This window comes from Arthrobacter sp. Dra40 (assembly GCF_059091905.1).
Map to the genome: position 1 here is coordinate 30691 of NZ_JBNHHB010000002.1, position 18370 is coordinate 49060.

At 66.5% G+C, this 18370-nt stretch carries 18 protein-coding genes and 1 tRNA gene; 7 read left to right on the forward strand and 12 right to left on the reverse strand.

What is annotated here, in order from left to right; genetic code table 11:
• Positions 1 to 23: 23 nt before the first annotated feature.
• Positions 24 to 179, reverse strand: a complete 156-nt coding sequence (locus AC5RWT_RS01615; protein ID WP_494078860.1) for a hypothetical protein — start codon at positions 177 to 179, stop codon at positions 24 to 26.
• A gap of 405 nt (positions 180 to 584) precedes the next feature.
• Here AC5RWT_RS01615 and AC5RWT_RS01620 point away from each other — a divergent pair, with 405 nt between their 5' ends.
• Together AC5RWT_RS01620 and AC5RWT_RS01625 are read left to right on the forward strand one after the other, a co-directional pair.
• Positions 585 to 1559, forward strand: coding sequence for a LuxR C-terminal-related transcriptional regulator (locus AC5RWT_RS01620; protein WP_494043093.1), 975 nt, complete (start codon positions 585 to 587; stop codon positions 1557 to 1559).
• A gap of 66 nt (positions 1560 to 1625) precedes the next feature.
• Positions 1626 to 2912, forward strand: coding sequence for an aminotransferase-like domain-containing protein (locus AC5RWT_RS01625; protein WP_494043094.1), 1287 nt, complete (start codon positions 1626 to 1628; stop codon positions 2910 to 2912).
• Here AC5RWT_RS01625 and AC5RWT_RS01630 read toward each other — a convergent pair.
• The 7 genes from AC5RWT_RS01630 to AC5RWT_RS01660 all read right to left on the reverse strand — a co-directional run bounded on the left by AC5RWT_RS01630 (position 2890) and on the right by AC5RWT_RS01660 (position 9205).
• A complete protein-coding gene (locus AC5RWT_RS01630; RefSeq protein WP_452034544.1) occupies positions 2890 to 3117 on the reverse strand; it encodes a hypothetical protein in 228 nt (75 codons plus the stop codon). The genes AC5RWT_RS01625 and AC5RWT_RS01630 overlap by 23 nt on opposite strands.
• A 62-nt stretch (positions 3118 to 3179) precedes the next feature.
• The gene (locus AC5RWT_RS01635) at positions 3180 to 3569 is read right to left on the reverse strand and encodes a VOC family protein (RefSeq protein WP_494078861.1); all 390 of its coding nucleotides are present in this window, start codon (positions 3567 to 3569) and stop codon (positions 3180 to 3182) included.
• 31 nt (positions 3570 to 3600) lie between these two features.
• A complete protein-coding gene (rraA, locus tag AC5RWT_RS01640; RefSeq protein ID WP_494078862.1) occupies positions 3601 to 4116 on the reverse strand; it encodes a ribonuclease E activity regulator RraA in 516 nt (171 codons plus the stop codon).
• A gap of 99 nt (positions 4117 to 4215) precedes the next feature.
• Entirely contained in the window at positions 4216 to 5736 is a 1521-nt protein-coding gene (locus tag AC5RWT_RS01645) for a dihydrolipoamide acetyltransferase family protein (RefSeq protein ID WP_494078863.1), read from the reverse strand.
• A 13-nt stretch (positions 5737 to 5749) separates the two neighbouring features.
• Positions 5750 to 6724 (reverse strand): alpha-ketoacid dehydrogenase subunit beta, encoded by a 975-nt coding sequence (locus tag AC5RWT_RS01650; RefSeq protein WP_364649251.1) that lies wholly within the window; start codon positions 6722 to 6724, stop codon positions 5750 to 5752.
• Positions 6724 to 7905, reverse strand: a complete 1182-nt coding sequence (pdhA, locus tag AC5RWT_RS01655; protein WP_494078864.1) for a pyruvate dehydrogenase (acetyl-transferring) E1 component subunit alpha — start codon at positions 7903 to 7905, stop codon at positions 6724 to 6726. Before pdhA ends, AC5RWT_RS01650 begins: the two co-directional genes overlap by 1 nt.
• A 148-nt stretch (positions 7906 to 8053) precedes the next feature.
• Positions 8054 to 9205, reverse strand: coding sequence for a histidinol-phosphate transaminase (locus AC5RWT_RS01660; RefSeq protein ID WP_494078865.1), 1152 nt, complete (start codon positions 9203 to 9205; stop codon positions 8054 to 8056).
• A gap of 73 nt (positions 9206 to 9278) precedes the next feature.
• On the opposite strand from AC5RWT_RS01660, the gene AC5RWT_RS01665 reads away from it, so the two are divergent.
• Complete coding sequence (locus AC5RWT_RS01665) at positions 9279 to 9680, forward strand: phage holin family protein (protein WP_494078866.1); 402 nt, start codon at positions 9279 to 9281, stop codon at positions 9678 to 9680.
• A 1-nt stretch (position 9681) separates the two neighbouring features.
• On the opposite strand, the gene AC5RWT_RS01670 is transcribed toward AC5RWT_RS01665, so the two are convergent.
• Positions 9682 to 11163 carry a hypothetical protein gene (locus tag AC5RWT_RS01670; RefSeq protein WP_494078867.1) on the reverse strand — a complete coding sequence of 494 codons (1482 nt, stop codon included), beginning with the start codon at positions 11161 to 11163 and terminating at the stop codon, positions 9682 to 9684.
• 35 nt (positions 11164 to 11198) lie between these two features.
• Positions 11199 to 11510 (reverse strand): hypothetical protein, encoded by a 312-nt coding sequence (locus tag AC5RWT_RS01675; protein WP_494078868.1) that lies wholly within the window; start codon positions 11508 to 11510, stop codon positions 11199 to 11201.
• Positions 11511 to 11669: 159 nt separating this feature from the next.
• Here AC5RWT_RS01675 and purB point away from each other — a divergent pair, with 159 nt between their 5' ends.
• From purB to AC5RWT_RS01695, 4 genes are all read left to right on the forward strand, one after another.
• The gene (purB, locus tag AC5RWT_RS01680) at positions 11670 to 13082 is read left to right on the forward strand and encodes an adenylosuccinate lyase (RefSeq protein ID WP_494078869.1); all 1413 of its coding nucleotides are present in this window, start codon (positions 11670 to 11672) and stop codon (positions 13080 to 13082) included.
• Positions 13083 to 13242: 160 nt separating this feature from the next.
• A tRNA-Met gene (locus AC5RWT_RS01685) sits at positions 13243 to 13316 on the forward strand.
• A 264-nt stretch (positions 13317 to 13580) separates the two neighbouring features.
• Positions 13581 to 15842 (forward strand): choline BCCT transporter BetT, encoded by a 2262-nt coding sequence (gene betT / locus AC5RWT_RS01690; RefSeq protein WP_494043106.1) that lies wholly within the window; start codon positions 13581 to 13583, stop codon positions 15840 to 15842.
• Between the two features lie 81 nt (positions 15843 to 15923).
• Positions 15924 to 16361, forward strand: coding sequence for an acyl-CoA thioesterase (locus tag AC5RWT_RS01695; protein ID WP_353917612.1), 438 nt, complete (start codon positions 15924 to 15926; stop codon positions 16359 to 16361).
• A gap of 44 nt (positions 16362 to 16405) precedes the next feature.
• Here the strand turns inward: AC5RWT_RS01695 and AC5RWT_RS01700 are convergent, their stop codons facing one another.
• The gene (locus AC5RWT_RS01700) at positions 16406 to 16837 is read right to left on the reverse strand and encodes a DUF2695 domain-containing protein (protein WP_494078870.1); all 432 of its coding nucleotides are present in this window, start codon (positions 16835 to 16837) and stop codon (positions 16406 to 16408) included.
• A gap of 219 nt (positions 16838 to 17056) precedes the next feature.
• Positions 17057 to 18274, reverse strand: coding sequence for a dual-specificity RNA methyltransferase RlmN (gene rlmN, locus AC5RWT_RS01705; protein ID WP_494043108.1), 1218 nt, complete (start codon positions 18272 to 18274; stop codon positions 17057 to 17059).
• Between the last annotated feature and the right edge of the window lie 96 nt (positions 18275 to 18370).

Consider the following 18370-nt stretch of genomic DNA (forward strand, 5'->3'; position numbering starts at 1 on the left):
TGCCGATGAGATGGGGCGGCTTTTTACCAGTCCCAGATAAGGGCGGAAGTGGAGACGTTGACTGACTTTACGGACTGCGGAACCGGACCTAGATCGGCGGCTGCTGCAGGGGTGGCAGCGGAGACCGCCCCCAATGCAACCAGCAGCCCTGCCGCGATGCTTGCGATCTTCTTGAACATGTCATTCCCTTCACATGGCTTCGGTTCGTACGGTGGCTAATCCAGCCGAACTGTTCGGCCCGACAACTCCAAGAGTTCCGTGCTACTGCTCCGCCTGTCCAGCCAATCCACTTGCAACATCCGGCCATGCCCTGATCGTGCCTCGAGGCTTGCACTGACAGCTTCCGGACACGGCGTGGAGGGCGCGCTTCTCCGCGAGAAACCGCAGAAATCAAGGGGTTAGACGGTTCGCCGGACAAACACCGAAAGCGGGTGGCATAATGTGGCCATGGCAGCAAGTAGCAGCCATCGGGCGGCGCAAGATCGGCCCAAGAAGTGCCCTAGACTGGCCAAAGGGCCGCCAATCGGCGGCTGAAACGGCAAGCCCTGCGTGATACATAAACGGATCAACCGGAGGAGCGCCCCATGCTGAGCGGGACAGCATTCGAGGTCTATGAATTCGCTGTGGCTCATCCCGGCTGGACCAAGGAGACCGCATCCACGGCCCTTGGGTACACCATCCGCGACCTCAATATTGCCATCGGGGAGCTGGTCAGCCGGCAGTTGCTACAGCAGCCGGCACCGGACGTGGAGTCCTACGTTGCCATCTCCCCCGACGTCGCGCTGTCGCAGTTGGTGGACTCCGACGAACGGCTGCTGATCGACCTGCGCACCAAGATCAGCGGACACCGCGCCGATATGGCTGCCCTGGTTCCCACGTATCTGGCGGCCCGTAAGCGCGTCTCGCTCGATTCCTCCGTAGAGGTCCTCGAAGACCCAGGCGTGATCCGCAAACTGCTGGTGGACTATGGCCGCGATGTCGCCGAGCAGGTGCTCATCAGCCAGCCCGGCTCCGGCTCCTCGGCCGATGTCCATGAAGAGGGCATCCAGAAGGACCTCGAACTGCTCAAACGCGGGGTGGTCCGCAAAAATATCAGCCACGCCAGCACCTTGGACCATGTGCCCACGCGCAAGGCGGTCGCCGCCATCTCCCCGGCCGGCGGCGAGTACCGCACACTGCCCTACGTGCCGCTGAAGATCATGATCTTCGACCGCAACCTGGCCCTGATCGGACGCCAACTGCACCCGGAAGACCGCGGCGCCCTGGTGGTTCGCGACTTCAACCTCATCCAGGTCTTCATCAACCTGTTTCATGTCGCCTGGGAACTGGCGGATCCCTACGTGCTCGACGGGCAGGACGGCGACGCGTCCGCCCTTAACGGCATCCAGCATTCCATCCTCAATGCCATGGCAGCCGGTTACTCCGATGAGGTCATTGCCCGGAGACTGGACATCAGCGTCCGCACCTGCAGGCGGCACATCGCCTGGATGCTGGACCAGCTTGGCGCGGACAGCCGTTTCCAGGCCGCACTGAGGGCCCGGGACGCCGGCTGGCTCTGAGCCGTAGCAGCACTAATAGAAAACTTCTGTTTCCTGTTCCGTAACATGTCGCGTTATCCTGTGTGAGTGACTTCACAGGATGCAGACCTCGCCCTGCCGGCCGAAACGGAAGTGGCGCTGGAACGCGCGACGGCGGCGCACCGGCACCAACATCTCTTCTCGCAGCGGGCGGCCAACATTAAGCAATCGGCCGTCCGCGACGTCTTTGACGTCTCGATGCGGCCCGGCTTGGTCTCGTTGGCAGGCGGCAACCCTTACCTGCAGTCCCTGCCGCTGGAGAAGATCGCCGGCATGGCCCAGCGGTTAATCGCCGAGCATGGGATGGCCGCCCTCCAGTACGGCGGCGGACAGGGCACCGAAGAGCTGCGCCGCGCGATCTGCGCCGTGATGGAGCACGAAGGCATCGCGGGGGCAGATCCGGCGAATGTGGTGATCACGGCCGGATCCCAGTCCGCCCAGGATGTGGCCGCCAAAGTCTTCTGCAATCCCGGTGACGTGGTGCTCTGCGAGAATCCGACGTACGTGGGTGCGCTCAACACTTTCGAGGCCTATGAGGTCCAGGTGGAACCGGTCGCCATGGACGAGCACGGCCTCATCCCGTCCGAGCTCCAGCGCCGCATCGAGGAACTGCAGGGCGAAGGCCGCAGCATCAAGTTCCTCTACACCATTCCCAGTTTCAACAACCCCTCCGGCATCACGCTCGCTGCCGAGCGCCGGCAGCACGTCGTCGAAATTTGCCGCGAGGCAGGCATTCTGGTCCTCGAAGACAATCCCTACGGGCTGCTGCGCTTCGACGGCCATCCGCTGCGGCCGCTGCGCGCGGACAATCCCGACGACGTGATTTATTTGGGCTCGTTCTCCAAGATCCTGGCGCCGGGCCTGCGGATCGGCTGGGCGCTGCTGCCCGACCACTTGCAGCGGAGTTTCTACCTGGCCAACGAGGCGGTCACCCTGTGCCCGCCCACGCTGAACCAGATGCTCATCACCATGTACCTAGCCGAACATGACTGGCTGGGCCAGATCGATACCTACCGGCAGCTGTACGCCGAGCGGTGCGCCGCCATGCTGGCCGCCCTGAAGGAGTTCATGCCGGCCGGGGCCAGTTGGACCGAGCCCGAGGGCGGCTTCTTTGTCTGGGTGACCCTGCCGGAGGGCGTGGACACCTACCCGCTGCTCTACGACGCGATCGATGCCGGAGTGGTCTTCATCCCCGGCGCCGCGTTCAGCCCCTCTGACGAGCCGTCGAATCAGCTCCGGCTGGCCTTCAGCGCCGTGCCCGAGGAGGCCATCCGCGAGGGCGTACGAAGGCTTGCCCCGGTCCTTGAGAAGGCTATGGCCGGCGGCGGTTCTTGATGTAGCGGTAGTACGCGTAGCGTCCGGCGAAATACAGCCCGATCACGATGATGATGCGCAGGATTGGGTGCAGGCCGGGCACCAGCCAGATCATCACATAGCTGAGCAGGAAGACGGCAGCCATGGCCCACAGCGTGCCCTTCCAGTCGATCCTGGGCACCCCTGAGTCATTGCGGCGCTGACCCGAGGGCCTGTTGTTACTCATGCGCCCAGTCTTTCACAGGCCGTTCGCTCCCGCGTCTTCCCCTGCGAGGTCAGGACGACGCCTCAGGAAGCGCTGGAGGCTGCACCATCCGGGCGGATTTCCTGGATGACCCAGCGGTTCCCGTCAGGATCGCCGAAATAGGCGAAGAGGAACCCGCCGAGGTCGTGCGGTTCGCTGATGTCTGCGCCGCGCCGCAGAAGCTCGGACCTCGTTGATTCCATGTCGGGCACAACAAGCTGCAGTCCTTCCAGGCTGCCGGGTTGCATGCTGGTCATTCCGGTGCCGATGACGATGGACGCCGAGGATCCGGGCGGCGTGAGCTGGACAACCCGCATGCCCGGGATGTGTTCCACATCGTGGTCGAGTGCGAAGCCCATCTGCTCGGTGTAGAACTCTTTTGCCCGGTCTACATCCGAGACCGGAACTTGGACGACCTCAAGGCGCAGTTCCATTTCACGGACATTAGCACGCATACCGTCCCGGTCAGGCGTCCACCAGGATGCCGTCCAGGTCGGCGTGGACCGTGGCGCCCGGCCGGAACAGCACTCCCCCGATCTCGACGGGTACGTCCGCTTTGCCGCTGCTCTCTTTGGCGCTTTTGCGCGGGTTGCTGCCGAGCGCCTTGACGCCGAGTGGCAGCTTCGCGAGGGCAGCCCGGTCCCGGACCGCTCCGTTGATGATCACGCCGGACCAGCCGTTGGCTACCGCGGCGGCAGCGATCATGTCCCCCATCAGGGCCGTCTCCAGGGACCCGCCGCCGTCCACCACCAGCACCGCGCCGTCCCCCGGGGAGTTGAGCACGGACTTCACCAGCCCGTTGTCTTGGAAACACTTGATGGTCCGGGCCGCTCCGCTGAAGGCGTCCCGGCCCCCGAAGTTGCCGAACTGGAGCGCCACCGACGCGAGCTCGTCACCGCGTTCGTCGTACAGGTCGGCGGTGGGCGTCACGGTGGGTTCGACGGCGGTGCTCGCCTGGGCATTGCCTGCTGGATTGGTCACGTGATGGGCTCCTCCTCGCCACACGGCGATCCTAGCAAGCAGGGCGCGGGCGGGCATCAATGTGCCGCGGCCAAACACCTCGCCGCCGCGCCGCCGGCGTCAGTCGAGCAGCAGCGCCGGTTCTTCCATAATGGCGGCGACGTCGGCCATGAACCGGGCAGAGAGGTCGCCGTCCACCACGCGGTGGTCGAACGATCCGCCCAGCGTGGTGATCCAGCGCGGGATGACTTCGCCGGAGACCACCCAGGGCTTCTGCCGGATGGTGCCGAAGGCGACGATCGCGACTTCGCCCGGGTTGATGATCGGCGTGCCGATATCGATGCCGAGGGCACCGATATTGGTGATGGACAGGGTGCCGTGCTGCATGTCCGCGGGCTTGGTCTTGCCTGCGCGGGCCGTGGTGGCCAGTTCGTTGAGGGCGACCGCGAGTTCCTTGAGCGAGAGGTTCTGCGCGTCCTTGATGTTCGGCACCAGCAGGCCGCGCGGGGTGGCGGCGGCAATGCCCAGGTTCATGAAGTGCTTGACGTGGATCTCGTCGCCGGACTCGGTCTCCACCCAGCTGGCGTTGACGCTGGGGTTGCGGGCGGCCGCCCAGATGACTGCCTTGGCCAGGATAAGCAGCGGGGACACCTTCACGCCTTCGAAGTCGCGGGACTTCTTCAGCCGCTGTACAAACTCCATGGTCCGCGAGGCGTCCACGTCCACGAAGATGCTCACGTGCGGGGCGCTGAAGGCGGACTCGACCATCGCCTTGGCGGTGGCCTTGCGCACGCCCTTGACCGGGATGCGTTCGATCCGGTTGTCCAGGAGGCCCTTCCGCGGCGTCCAGAAGGTGGGGGCGGCCGCTTGCTCCGCCTCGCGCTGGGCTTGGTAGCTGAGCAGGTCCTGCTTGGTCACCTCGCCGCCCTTGCCGGTGGGGGTGATGTCGGCCAGATTGATGCCCAGATCCTTGGCGGCCTTGCGGACCGGAGGCTTGGCCAGCACCCGCGTCAGCAGCCGGGAGACCGCCGCCTGGACCGCTTCGCCCCGGTGTCCGGCGGCAACCGGCGCCGAACCGGGGACGGCCGCGTCGTCGTCGGTGGGGACCGGGGGCACGTGCTGTGCTTGGCCGTGCGGTTCGGGCAAGTGCAGGGGGACGGCTGGCGGGGTCGCCTTGCCGGACGGAACCGCGGAGCCGCGCCCCGCCGTCCTCGTTGTTCCGGCAGTTGACGCGGCGCTGCCGCGCCGCAGCCGGCGCCGGATTGGGTCGGCTTTGGGGCCGGAACCGACCAACGGGCCAGCCTCTGACGTCACATCCGGCACCGGCTGCTCCGGCGCCTGCGCGGCGGCGGACGCTCCGGCGGTGGGCTGCGGCGTTGCGGTGACGGGTTGAACGCCTTCGGGGGCCACGGCGATGATCGGCGTGCCGACCTCCACGGTCTTGCCCTCCGGCACCAGCAGTTCCGAGACCACGCCGGCGTACGGGCTGGGCAGCTCGACCAGCGACTTGGCGGTCTCGATCTCGACGATGACGTCGTTCACCGCGACGGTATCTCCGGCCTTGACCTTCCAAGACACGATCTCGGCTTCGACCAGTCCCTCGCCGACGTCGGGGAGGTTGAAAATCTGCGTGTTCGACATTAAATCTCCGATATCAGTAGGCGAGCGAACGGTCGAGGGCCTCGAGCAGGCGGTCGATGTCCGGCAGGTACTGTTCCTCCACCTTGGCCAGTGGGTAGGGCATGTGGAAGCCGCCGACGCGCAGCACCGGGGCTTCCAGGCTCAGGAAGGCGCGTTCGCCCACCCGTGCGGCGATTTCGCCGCCGATGCCGCCGAAGGTCGGGGCCTCGTGTGTGACGATCAGCCGGCCGGTCTTCTCGACCGATGCCGTGACGGTGTCGAAATCGATCGGCGAGATGGAGCGCAGGTCGATCACCTCGACGCTGTTGCCGTCCTCTTCGGCCGCCATTGCCGCGGCCAGGGCCACCGGCACCAGCGGGCCGTAGGCCACAATGGTGGCGTCTGTCCCCTCCCGGACCACCTGCGCGCTGAAGGCATCGCGGCCGGCCGACTCGGTGTCCACCTCGCCCTTGAGCCAGTAGCGGCGTTTGGGCTCGAAGATGATCACCGGGTCCTCGCTGGCCACGGCCTGCTGGGTCATCCAGTAGGCGTCGTGCGCGTTGGAAGGGGTGATGATGCGCAGTCCGGGGGTATGCGCGAAGAGCGCTTCCGGGGATTCCGAATGGTGCTCGATGGACCCGATGCCGCCGCCGTAGGGAATGCGGATGACGACCGGGGCGGACAGCATGCCGGAGCTGCGGGAGCGGATCTTGGCCAGCTGCGTGGTGATCTGGTTGAACGCCGGGAAGACAAACCCGTCGAACTGGATCTCGCAGATGGGCCGGTAGCCGCGGAAGCACAACCCGATCGCGGTGCCGAGGATGCCCGACTCGGCCAGCGGGGTGTCGACCACCCGGTCGGCACCGAATTCGGCCTGCAGCCCTTCGGTGACCCGGTAGACACCGCCGAGCTTGCCGATGTCCTCGCCCATAATCAGCGTCTTCGGGTCGTCGGCCAGGACGGCGCGGAGGCCACTGGTAATCGCCTTGGCAATGGTCATGGTGGCCATCAGCGTGCCTCCCCTTCAGCCTGTCCAGCGTTGTCCTCGGCGAAGCCGGCCTGGTACTGCCGGTGCCACTCCAGCTCCTCTTGGACCAAGGGGTGCGGATCTCCGTACACGTTGGCGAAGTGGTCCTCGAAGTCCGGCGCCTCCATCGCCAGCACATCGGCACGCGTGCTTGCCGCGAGCTTGTCTGCCTCCACGTCGACTTGGTCGAAGAAGTCCTGGCCGGCGGTGTTGGTGCTGCGCAGATACCGTTCCAACCGCAGCAGCGGATCGCGTTCGCGCCACTGCTCTTCTTCGGCGGCCTCGCGGTATTTGGTCGGATCGTCCGCGGTGGTGTGGGCGCTCATCCGGTAGGTAAACGCCTCGATCAGCACCGGGCCCTTGCCCGAACGCGCCCGCTCCAGCGCCCAACGCGTCACCGCGTGGACGGCGACCACGTCATTGCCGTCCACCCGGATGCCGGGGAAGCCGTAGCCGGTGGCACGGTTGGACAGCGGTATCCGCGACTGGACCTCCGAGGGAACGGAGATGGCCCAGTGGTTGTTCTGGCAGAAAAAGATCACCGGCGACTGGTTGGAGGCGGCAAACACCATCGACTCGTGGACATCGCCTTCCGAGCTGGCCCCGTCGCCGAAGTAGGCGACCGTCACGGCATCGTCGCCGTCGCGCTGGACGCCCATGGCGTAGCCGACCGCATGCAGCGATTGGGCGGCCAGCACCAGTGTGTAGAGGTGGAAGTTGCTTTCCCGCGGGTCCCAACCACCGTTGCTGACGCCGCGGAAGAGCCGCAGCACCTTGGACAGTTCCAGCCCGCGGGTGAGCGCGACGCCGTGCTCGCGGTAGGTCGGGAACACATAGTCCTGAGGTTTCAGCGCGCTGCCCGAGCCGATTTGAGCCGCTTCCTGCCCGAGCAGGGGCGGCCACAAGAGCAGCTGGCCCTGCCGCTGCAAAGCGGTGGCCTCCTGGTCGAACCGGCGGACCAGGGCCATGTCCCGGTACAGGGCACGGAGCGCATCGCCGTCCAGGTGGGCTGCATACTGGCCGTACTTGGCATCCTCGCGGACGCTGCCGTCGGGCGCCATCAACTGCACCAGCGGTGGCGCGGCAGCGGGGTCGCTGGTCACTAAGGACTGCTCGAGTTCTTCGATATCGAATTCCGAGGCGGGCAAGTGCTCAGCGCCCATATGAACTCCTCGCCGATCCGCCGGGCATCCGGCGATCTTCGCTGTTCATATATGCCGGGTCGGGAATGCATTCCAGACCCGGCATATATCGGTCGTTTGTCTCGTCCTAGCCTAACGGCAGCGGCCCCGGGGACCCGTGCTATTACCGTCAGGAAACGCCGGGGCCGTTTGTATAGTTCTCACAGAGCGTCAGGAAACGGGTGTTGGCCTCGACCTCGCCGATACTGACCCGGACGCCGTCGCCGGCGAAGGCCCTGACGGACAGCGCATGCTGACCAGCCAGTTCGGCAAACTCCTGCGCCCGTTCGCCGAGGGGCAGCCACACGAAGTTGCCCTGGGTCTGCGGAATCTTCCAACCCAGCAGGGCGAGTCCGGCTACCACACGGTCGCGTTCGTCGACCAGGCTTTGTACCCTTTCTACAACTTCGTCGTAGTGGCGCAGCGATGTGATGGCCGCATGCTCGGCCAGGCTGGAGACCGCAAACGGCGTCGCCGCCACGCGCAGGTGCTGGGTGATCTGCGGCTGCGAGATCGAATAGCCCACGCGCAGGCCGGCCAGGCCGTGCGCCTTGGAGAAGGTACGCAGCACCACCACATTCGGGTACTTCCGATACATCTCGACACCGTCGACCACCTCCGGGTCGCGGACGAACTCCGTGTAGGCCTCGTCGATGACCACAATGATGTCGTCCCGGACGGAGCGGACAAAGTTTTCCACGTCCGCTGCCTTCAGGGCCGGGCCCGTCGGGTTGTTCGGCGTGCACAGCAGAATGACCTTGGTCCGCTCGGTCACGGCGTCCAGCATGGCTTCGAGGTCATGCGTACCGTCGGTTCTGTTGGGGATCTGCACGCTCCGGGCGCCGGAGAGTCCCACCATGATCGGGTAGGCCTCGAACGACCGCCAGGGATAGACGACTTCGTCTTCGCTGCCGTCCTCGTGCTGTCCGGCAAACGTCTGCAGGATCTGCACCAGGGCGCCCAGGCTTCCCGCGCCGGTGACAATGTCGTCGGCCGGGACGTCCAGGAAGCGGCCCAGTTCGGTCCGCAGCGCGGTGCACAGCGGGTCCGGGTAGCGCATGATGTCCGTCTGTGCGTTCACGGCTTCCAGCACGGCAGGCAGCGGCGGCAAGGGGTTTTCGTTGGAGGACAATTTGTAGGACTGCAGTCCCTCGATCGCCGTCGGCGGTTTGCCGGCAGCATACTTAGGCAGCCTGTCGAGGACCGGACGCGGGTGTATCCCGGCCGACGTTCCTGCTGCCTGAACCGCAGCTTCCTTGATGGGGTTCTCAGGAGAAATCATGCCTTTAAGGATACGTGGGCCGCGGCACAGTTCGGTCAGCGTGGCGACGGCGGGGGTGTGGCAGCATAAGCGCATGGGAAAGTTCATTGTGCGGGTCATCATCAATGCACTGGCACTCTGGGTGGCCAACTGGATCCTGCCCGGCATGGACATCCACGGATCCGCCGCGGCCGACGCGGTCGGCAATCAAACGCTCGGCACGGTTCTGGGTTACCTGTTCATCGGGCTGATCTTTGGCTTGGTCAACGCCATCCTCCGCCCGATCGTTTCCTTCCTCTCGATTCCCGTGACGATCCTGACCCTGGGCCTGTTCACCATTGTGATCAACGCGCTGATGCTGGTGCTGACCGCTTGGCTGTCCAGCTTCACCCCGGTGGAGTTCGTCGTCGATTCGTTCTTCTGGACCGCGATCCTCGGCTCGCTGATCATCAGCGTGGTGTCGCTGGTGGCCGGCACCTTGACCCGCAGCCGCTGAGTCAGGGCCGCGCCTTCCGGAGCCCACCGGAGCCGGCCCGCGGATGTGCCGTGCGGCCTACCGGTGAACCAGTCCGGGGCGGTCGTCCACCGTCCGGCTGGGAGCGGCGCAGCGTAAACAGATGCTGCCGGGCGACGCCGCCGGCGAGCGCCGCACCAAGGTACGCTGCCGCATCCTGCACGGAAGGATCCGGACTCGCATCCATCTCGCGGGCACCCTGCAGGTAGTTCTGCAGGTCGTGGCCCGGCCCCAGCCCGACGCCCGCGCCCGCAGGAGTGGCCAAGGGGTCGGTCAGCGTCACGGTGACCTGCTCGCGCCGGTCCGGATTGGGACTGGCGTCCGCGCCCGGAACCCAGTCCTGGACGTGTTCCAGGTGGACACTGCGGACGCCGGGGCCGGCCGCGATGCCGGCGACCGGCGATCCGGCCGTCAGCAGGAATCCCACGTTGTGCTCCGCCAGGAAAGCCGGGTCCGCGGCGAGGTTCATGGCGTGGATGCCGCCCTGGCTGTAGCCGGTCAGCACCACCAGCTCGTCGGCGTCCGCGCCCGCCTCGCGGAGGGCCCGCGACACTGCGTCCGCAACAAACGGGCTGCCGTCGGCGAACGCTTCGGCGATACCTGACTCGTCGAAGGGATTCACCGTCGGTTGGGTCGTGCCCGCGGCCTGGGTGCCCGGAAGTGCTACCACCCATCGCTTCTGCCCGCCGGACTCCACCTCAAGGACCTCCACCGTCCCGCCACCGGCTTCGGCGGCGATGGCGGTCCGTTCCAGCAGCGCCGCCAGCGAGGCCGGTGCGGGTTCGACTTCTCCGGCCGCCGCGTCCACGCGCTCAATCTCGATCCGGGAACCGTGGAGCAGGCCGGCGCGGTGCGCCGCCGAGCCCAGCAGTACCGCGATCTGCCGGCTCACGGGCTCGTTCCACAGGCCGCCGTGCCGGCCGTCCCGCAGCAGCACGCCCGCCGCCGGTCCGCCGATCGCCCCGGCGAGCGCGGCCGGCACCTGGTTCAGCAGCCGCTCGCCTCCGGCCAGCGTGGGCCGGCCCTCGTTGGCGGCCATGCCGGCGGGAACCGTGAACCACCAGGTCGCCGCATCTACGGCCTGCAGCCCGCTGGAGGCAGCCTGCTCCGCGGCCCGGTAGGTGCCGTGTGCCAGCCGCACCTTTGCCGCCAAGGCACCGCAGTCGTCGGCGAGGGCGGCCAGCGATCCCGCGGCCGCGTTCACCGCCGCCTCGGCCGCCACTCGTTCCGGCAGCACTGACCAGCGCGGGTCGGCCAGCAGCAGCTGTACTCGTAGCACCTGCTGCCACAGGTGGCCGATGGTTGCAGCGGCAGCTTCGAGTCCGGTCGCGGCCGACGCCAGCTCCTGCCATTCGAACGCAATACCGCCGATCCCGCCGGCCACCCGGTAGCCGTCATAGCTGCGGTAGCCGGCCCCGCCGTCCCACCACCGCGCTCCCCCGGGCAGCCAGCCTGCCTCAGCCACCGGGCATCCTCACCACGAGGTCTGCGGGCCGGATGTCACAGCCGGCGGCCATACAGGGCTGCGGCCGACGCCCTTGCAGCGCTGACCGCCCCATCTGCGGCACTGAGCGCGGCCGCCGAGACCCTGAGCAGTTCGGCCGCCTCGGCCATCCGGCGGCGGTGCTCGTACAGCCGCTCCCTGAAGGCCTTGCCGGCCGGCGAGACCCACGCCTGAGCGGCGGCCGCCAGATCCGCGCGCACCCCCAGCAGTTCCTGCTCGCAGGAAAGGAGCCGTCCGGGAGCCGGCCCCCATCCCGGGTCCGGCGGCCCGCCCCATCCGGCCTCCGCCGTCGTTGTTTGCCAGAACATCACCCAGACCTCCTTTGCGCCTCCGCCATCGACGCTAGGCCCGGCGCCTTCCTCGGCGGCCGAGGGGATCCGGCGATGTGCACGGCGCCTGACGGAGCACCGCTGTGGAGGCGAAGTCACGCAGGAAACGGCGGCGTTGAACATGGAAGAATAAGGGCCATGGCTGAAACTCCCCGCGTCCCCTTGGCAGAAGTCACCCCCGCTATCGCGCTTGGTCCGCTGGACGGGCGGTACCACCACGCGGTCGCGCCGCTGGTGGACTACCTCTCCGAAGCGGCGCTGAACCGCGACCGCGTCCACGTGGAGGTGGAATGGCTGATCCACCTGACCAGCCAGTCCGTCCTGCCCGGCGCGGGTCCGCTGACCGAGGACCAGCAGGCTGCGCTGCGCAAGATCGTCACCGACTTCGACGGCAATGCCGTGCGCGAACTGGCCGAGATCGAAGCCGTCACCGTCCACGACGTGAAGGCCGTGGAGTACTTCATCGGCCGCCGGCTCGGCGGGATCGGCATCGAGCACCTCACCGCGATGGTGCACTTCGGCTGCACCTCCGAGGACATCAACAACCTGTCCTACGCGGTGGGCGTCAAGGGAGCCGTGGAGCAGGTCTGGCTGCCCGCCGCGCGCGCCCTGGTCGAGCAGTTCGCGGAGATGGCGCGCGAGCACCGCGACGTGCCGATGCTCTCGCGCACCCACGGACAGCCCGCCACCCCCACCACCTTGGGCAAGGAGATGGCGGTCATCGCGCACCGCCTGAACCGCCAGTTGGACCGGATCGCCCAGACCGAATACCTGGGGAAGATCAACGGCGCCACCGGCACCTACGCGGCGCACTACGCCTCGGTGCCGTCGGCCGACTGGCAGGCCGTGTCCAGGTCCTTCATCGAGGGCCTCGGGCTGACCTGGAACCCGCTGACCACGCAGATCGAATCGCACGACTGGCAAGCCGAGCTGTACGCGGACATGGCCCGCTTCAACCGGATTCTGCACAACGCCTGCACCGACATCTGGAGCTACATCTCCATCGGCTACTTCGCGCAGATCCCCGTGGAAGGCGCCACCGGCTCGTCCACCATGCCGCACAAGGTGAACCCGATCCGCTTCGAGAATGCCGAAGCCAACCTGGAGATCTCCAACGGGCTGCTGGACACGCTGGCCGCCACCCTGGTCACCTCCCGCTGGCAGCGCGACCTGACGGACTCGTCGTCGCAGCGCAACATCGGCGTGGCCTTCGGGCACTCGCTGCTGGCCATCTCCAACGTGGCCAAGGGCCTGGACCGGCTCAGCGTGCCGGCGGACGTGCTGGCCGCCGACCTGGACCAGAACTGGGAGGTGCTCGGCGAGGCCATCCAGATGGTCATGCGCGCCGAGGCCATCGCGGGCATGGAAGGCATGGAGAACCCGTACGAGCGGCTCAAGGAGCTCACCCGCGGCCACCGAGTGGACGCCGAGCGGATGAAGGAGTTTGTCTCCGGTTTGGGACTCTCCCCCGACGCCGAAGCGCGGCTGCTGGCGCTGACCCCGGGCAACTACAACGGCATCGCCGGCAAGCTGGTGGACCACCTCAACTAGTCCTCCACAGGCTCTGCCGACGACGGCGGCTGCGCACCTTCCGCGGGGAAGGCGCCCGGCCGCCGTCGTGCTTTGAGGACAGAGGTTTTGGACGCTCGCGGTGACGCGCCTCACCAAATTCGTCGTTTGGTCACTTGGGGGTCTACAGTCATTAATACGCCGCGGGGTGGAGCAGTTCGGTAGCTCGCCGGGCTCATAACCCGGAGGTCGTAGGTTCAAATCCTACCCCCGCAACTCCACTAAGAATCCCGGCCCGGGTCACCGGGTCGGGATTCTTTTTTGTGCGCGCTGCCTGCAGCGGACCGCCCGTCGGCATCGGCAGACAGCGATGAGAAGACGCCAAGCCGCCTGCGGCGCAGGTCGATGAGCAGACCTGAGTTTGCTGAATGAGCACCGCCAGGCACCCTTGCTCCAGCACCTCTGGAGCGTCGGCCAAGGTCCGAGTACCGTGCCTCTTACGGGGCGGTGCGTCCAGCCCCGTGATAGAAGGAGATCGTTATGGCCAAGGCCGAAGACGCATCCACACCGGAGAATGAGACCCCGAAGCCGCTGGTTGAACGCAGCCGCTTCGGCGCGGTTGAACGGCGCAAACCCGTGGACGCCGAGGTTGAAGCCAAGCGTCCGCCGATTTCCAGCACCGAGCTGAGCAAGGGGCCCACCGAGCTTGCCGAGCATCTCGGCCCGCGGGTCAACTGGCGCGTGTTCATCATTTCCTCCGCGATCGTGCTGGCGTTCTCCATCTGGGCGATGGCTGCCCCGGACAACGCGGCCGGAGTCATGCTCACGGCGGTCACCTGGATTTCCACCAACCTTGGCTGGTTCTACGTTGTGACCGTCACGTTGGTCATCCTCTTCGTCCTGTGGGTGGCCTTCTCAAAGGAGGGCAGCGTCCGGCTGGGCCCGGATCATTCACGCCCCCAGTACAACCTGTTCACCTGGGTCGCCATGCTTTTTGCTGCGGGCGTGGGCATCGACATGCTTTTCTACTCCGTGACCGGCCCCATCACGCAATACATCTCTCCGCCCACCGCCACCCCGGAATCCGCGGAAGCCGCCCAGGACGCGGTGGTTTGGACCATGTTCCACTACGGCGTGGCCGGCTGGTCAATGTACGCGCTGCTGGGCATGGCGATGGGCTACTTCGCCTACCGCTGGGGAATGCCACTCTCCATCCGGGCAGCCCTCTACCCGCTGCTGGGCAAGCGGGTGCGCGGGGCAACCGGCGACGTGATCGACATCTTCGCCTTGGTGGGCACGGTCTTCGGGGTGGCCACCTCGATGGGCATCGGCGTTGTCCTGCTCAACGTCGGCTTCAGTTGGCTGTTCGGCCTGCCGGAGGGGCTGGCCCTGCAGATCGCCCTCGTGCTGGTGGCCGTCGTGATGACGGTTGCCGCCTGTACCTCCGGCGTGGACAAGGGGATCCGCTGGATTTCCGAACTCAACCTGTGGGCGGCCGGAGCGATGATGCTCTACATCCTCGTCACGGGCAAGACGTCCTTCCTGCTGAATGCCATGGTGGAGAACATCGGCCGCTTCATCTTTACGCTGCCGGAGCGCACCCTGCAGACGCTGGCCTACGAAGAGGACGGATCCTCGTGGATGGCCGGCTGGACGCTCTTCTTCTGGGCCTTCTGGCTGGCGTGGGGGCCGTTCGTCGGGCTCTTCCTGGCGCGGATCTCGCGGGGCCGGACGTTGCGCGAGTTCGTCATCGCCGCTATCACCGCCCCTGTTCTCTGCGACTTCTTCATCGTCTCGATCTTCGGCAACAGCGCCATGAGCGAGGTGCTCGGCGGGAATACGGAATTCGCACGGCTCGCCGTCGACAGCCCCGAGCACGGGTGGTACGCGTTGCTGGAGATGTTCCCGGGCGCGCCGTTCCTGATCGGACTCGCCACGCTGTCAGGCCTGTTGTTCTATTTGACCAGCGCCAACTCCGGCGCGATGGTGATGTCCAACTTCTCCTCCTCGATACCCGACCCGGCGATGGACGGGGCCAAGTGGCTGCGCATCTTCTGGGCACTGGTCACCGCAGTCCTCACGGTGGCCATGCTGGTGGCCGGCGGCGTGACCACGATGGAACATGCCACTTTGATCTTCGCCCTGCCGGTCACGATCATCGCCTATTTGGTGATGGCCTCGTTCTCGAAAGTACTTCGGATGGAGCGCGCGGAGCGGGAAGGCCAAGTGCGGCGCAGGCGTTCGGCCGCTGCGCACGGCGGACAGGTTCCGGAAAAGACCTGGCGGCAACGCCTGGCCCGCCTGCGTTCCTACCCGTCGAACAAGGCGGTGGCGCAGTTCGCCGAACGGACCGTGCTGCCGGCCCTGCAGGACGTGGCCAGGGAGTTCACCAGCCTCGGCTACGAGGCAGAGCTGACGACCACGCCGAACGAGGAAACCGGCATCGACGAGCACACCCTGGTGGTGAACATGGAAAACCACCGCAACTTCCACTACCAAGTGGCCGCGGTTGAGGCACCGGTGCCGACGTTTGGCGGCCGCAGCATGCCACGGGAGATCGACACCTACTACCGCCTGGAAGTGTTCACCCAAACGGGGACCGAGGGCTACGACCTGATGGGCCTGACCCAGCAACAGGTCATCAACGACGTGCTCGACCGGTACGAGGCGCACCTCGGCTTCCTCAACTACTCCACTGAACACGACTACGCTTCGGTGCTCACGCCCCGGGTGCCGCCGATTACGGAATCCATCCCACATGTACCTGCGAAGGCCGACGACGTCGAAAAACTCGACGAGTAACTGCCGCTTCGGCCCACGGCTTCCGGGGATGTGCTCCGTCGGGCGTGGGCCGCGGCCCGCAGGTCGGCTACTGTCGATTCCATGGAGAACGGCGACATCACGTTTCACACCCGCAAGTGGGTGCGGCCCGAAGACCTCAATGCCAACGGCACCTTGTTCGGCGGCAGCCTGCTGCGCTGGATCGATGAAGAGGCGGCCATCTACGCCATCGTCCAGCTGGGCAACGGCATGGCGGTGACCAAGTACATGTCGGAGATCAACTTCGTCAGCTCTGCGCAGCAGGGAGACCTGATCGAGATGGGGCTGACGGCGACGCACTTCGGCCGGACATCGCTGACCATGCGGGCCGAGGTCCGCAACATGTTTACCCGCCAGTCCATCCTGACCATCGAGAAGATCGTGTTCGTGAACCTCGGCGAGGACGGCAAGCCGGCGCCGCACGGCTACACCGAGATCACTTACTCCCGGGACCGCGTGCCGAGCCAACATCTGGACGCTGTCCGCCGCGCCGCCGAGTAACGAATCCCGGACCGTCCCTCAGACCGCGCGGACAAGCCAGGGGTTCAGCGGAACCCACGGAAGCCCCGCGGCGGCCGGCGCTTTTCCCGCCAGAGCCCGCAGGGCTGTGTGGAGCCGCGGCGCACACCGCGGCAATCGGGCATCGGCTCCGGCTGATGTTCCTCACAGTAGTTTGCCGGGTCCCAGAGGTCCCCGTTGGGCTCATAGGCACTGAGAAACAGCTCGCAGTCACAGTATCCGCCGCGCGCTGCCAGCCTCTCCTCCAACATGGTGGCTCTCGGTGCAGTCAGGTCGCGGTAACGCTTCGCCCACACCAAGCCGGTACAGCCGTATTCGAGCATCCGGAGCGTGTAGCAGAGCAGGCATTCGTGAGGCCATGGCCACGTCATCTCATCGGATAGAAGCGTTACCTGCCCGGCGATGTGTTCCCGCTCGCCTCCAGGTCCGTTGCCGTCCTGCACAATGTGGTTGCCCATGCCGTTCCCCTTTCCTGTAGGGAAAGCATCACAGCCACAGGAACCCGCACGTGGAGCCACGTTGTCGGATGTGGAACGGGGCTGGTTATCCGAGCCTGTGGAGGCCTGGTCAAAGCTGGCCGGAGGCGGGCTCTTTCCCACAGACAACAGGGAGGCGGGACCCGGGTCTCCGCGCGCTCGCTAGCGCTCGCTTGGTCGACCACCGTAGGCAGGGAGAGGCTACTCTGCTGCCGCCAGCTGGCCGCAGGCGCCGTCGATCTCCTTGCCGCGGGTGTCGCGCAGCGTGGTGGGGATGCCGGCGTCGTTCAACCGGTTGACGAACTCACGGGTGACAGCCGGATCCGACGAGGTCCAGATGGAGCCCGGCGTCGGGTTCAGCGGGATCGGGTTGACGTGCACCCAGCCGCGGCCGCGCTTGTTCAGCTTCTTGGCCAGCAGGTCGGCGCGCCAGGCGTGGTCGTTCATGTCCTTGATCAGCGCATATTCGATGGACACGCGGCGCCCGGTCTGCTGGTAGTAGCCGTAGGCGGCGTCGAGGGCCTCGTCCACCTTCCAGCGGGAGTTCACCGGGATCAGCTCGTCGCGCAGCTCGTCGTCCGGCGCATGCAGGCTGAGCGCGAAGGTGAAGGGGAGGTTCTCATCCGCCAACTTCTTGATCGCCGGCACCAGGCCGACGGTGGAGACGGTGATGCCGCGGGCACTCATGCCCAGGCCCTCGGGCGCCTCGTCCACCATTCGATGCACGGCGTTCATTACGCGCTTGTAGTTGGCCAGCGGCTCGCCCATACCCATGAAGACGATGTTGGTGACGCGCTCGGCGTCGTGCCCGGCGTCCTTGCGCTTGCCGCCCAGGCCGCCCTCGGCGATCACGCGGTTGGCCTGGACAATCTGGTCCAGGATCTCCGCGGTGGACATGTTGCGGGTCAGGCCGGCCTGACCCGTGGCGCAGAACGGGCAGTTCATGCCGCAGCCGCACTGGCTGGAAACGCAGAGCGTGATCCGGCCGGGGTAGCGCATCAGCACCGACTCGACCAGCGAGCCGTCGAAGAGCCGCCAGAGGAACTTGATCGTGTCGCCGTTGTCCGTCTTCAGCCGCTTGACCTCGGTCAACAGGGTGGGGAAGAACGTCTCCGCCAACTCCGCACGGCGTTCCTTAGGCAGGTCGCTCATCTGCTCGGGATCGGTGGTGTAGTGCTGGAAGTAGTGCGTGGAGAGCTGCTTGGCGCGGAACGCCGGCAGCCCCAACTCCTTCATCTTGTCCTGCCGCTCGGCCAGCGTCATGTCCGCCAGATGCATCGGCGGCTGCTTGACCCGCGGGGACTTGAACTGCAGCAGCGGCCGGCCCTCGGTGGTGACGGCTTGGTCCCAGCCCTCGGCGGCTGGGCGCACCTGGGGCCGGTCGGAAGTATTTTGGGGGGAAGAAATCTGCGAAGACATTGCCACCCATTGTCGCACAGTCGGGATATAGTTCTCCCTCCGCCCCCGAATGGCGCTCCGCGCGGCCGCGGGGACGCGATCAAAGGTCCGCCCGGG

Excerpts from the sequence above, each read along its gene's own strand:
- AC5RWT_RS01615 (WP_494078860.1), bottom strand. The coding sequence starts at position 179 with ATGTTCAAGAAGATCGCAAGCATCGCGGCAGGGCTGCTGGTTGCATTG.
- AC5RWT_RS01620 (WP_494043093.1), top strand. The coding sequence starts at position 585 with ATGCTGAGCGGGACAGCATTCGAGGTCTATGAATTCGCTGTGGCTCAT.
- AC5RWT_RS01630 (WP_452034544.1), bottom strand. The coding sequence starts at position 3,117 with ATGAGTAACAACAGGCCCTCGGGTCAGCGCCGCAATGACTCAGGGGTG.
- AC5RWT_RS01635 (WP_494078861.1), bottom strand. The coding sequence starts at position 3,569 with ATGGAACTGCGCCTTGAGGTCGTCCAAGTTCCGGTCTCGGATGTAGAC.
- AC5RWT_RS01645 (WP_494078863.1), bottom strand. The coding sequence starts at position 5,736 with ATGTCGAACACGCAGATTTTCAACCTCCCCGACGTCGGCGAGGGACTG.
- AC5RWT_RS01650 (WP_364649251.1), bottom strand. The coding sequence starts at position 6,724 with ATGGCCACCATGACCATTGCCAAGGCGATTACCAGTGGCCTCCGCGCC.
- pdhA (WP_494078864.1), bottom strand. The coding sequence starts at position 7,905 with ATGGGCGCTGAGCACTTGCCCGCCTCGGAATTCGATATCGAAGAACTC.
- AC5RWT_RS01660 (WP_494078865.1), bottom strand. The coding sequence starts at position 9,205 with ATGATTTCTCCTGAGAACCCCATCAAGGAAGCTGCGGTTCAGGCAGCA.
- AC5RWT_RS01665 (WP_494078866.1), top strand. The coding sequence starts at position 9,279 with ATGGGAAAGTTCATTGTGCGGGTCATCATCAATGCACTGGCACTCTGG.
- AC5RWT_RS01675 (WP_494078868.1), bottom strand. The coding sequence starts at position 11,510 with ATGTTCTGGCAAACAACGACGGCGGAGGCCGGATGGGGCGGGCCGCCG.
- purB (WP_494078869.1), top strand. The coding sequence starts at position 11,670 with ATGGCTGAAACTCCCCGCGTCCCCTTGGCAGAAGTCACCCCCGCTATC.
- betT (WP_494043106.1), top strand. The coding sequence starts at position 13,581 with ATGGCCAAGGCCGAAGACGCATCCACACCGGAGAATGAGACCCCGAAG.
- AC5RWT_RS01695 (WP_353917612.1), top strand. The coding sequence starts at position 15,924 with ATGGAGAACGGCGACATCACGTTTCACACCCGCAAGTGGGTGCGGCCC.
- AC5RWT_RS01700 (WP_494078870.1), bottom strand. The coding sequence starts at position 16,837 with ATGGGCAACCACATTGTGCAGGACGGCAACGGACCTGGAGGCGAGCGG.
- rlmN (WP_494043108.1), bottom strand. The coding sequence starts at position 18,274 with ATGTCTTCGCAGATTTCTTCCCCCCAAAATACTTCCGACCGGCCCCAG.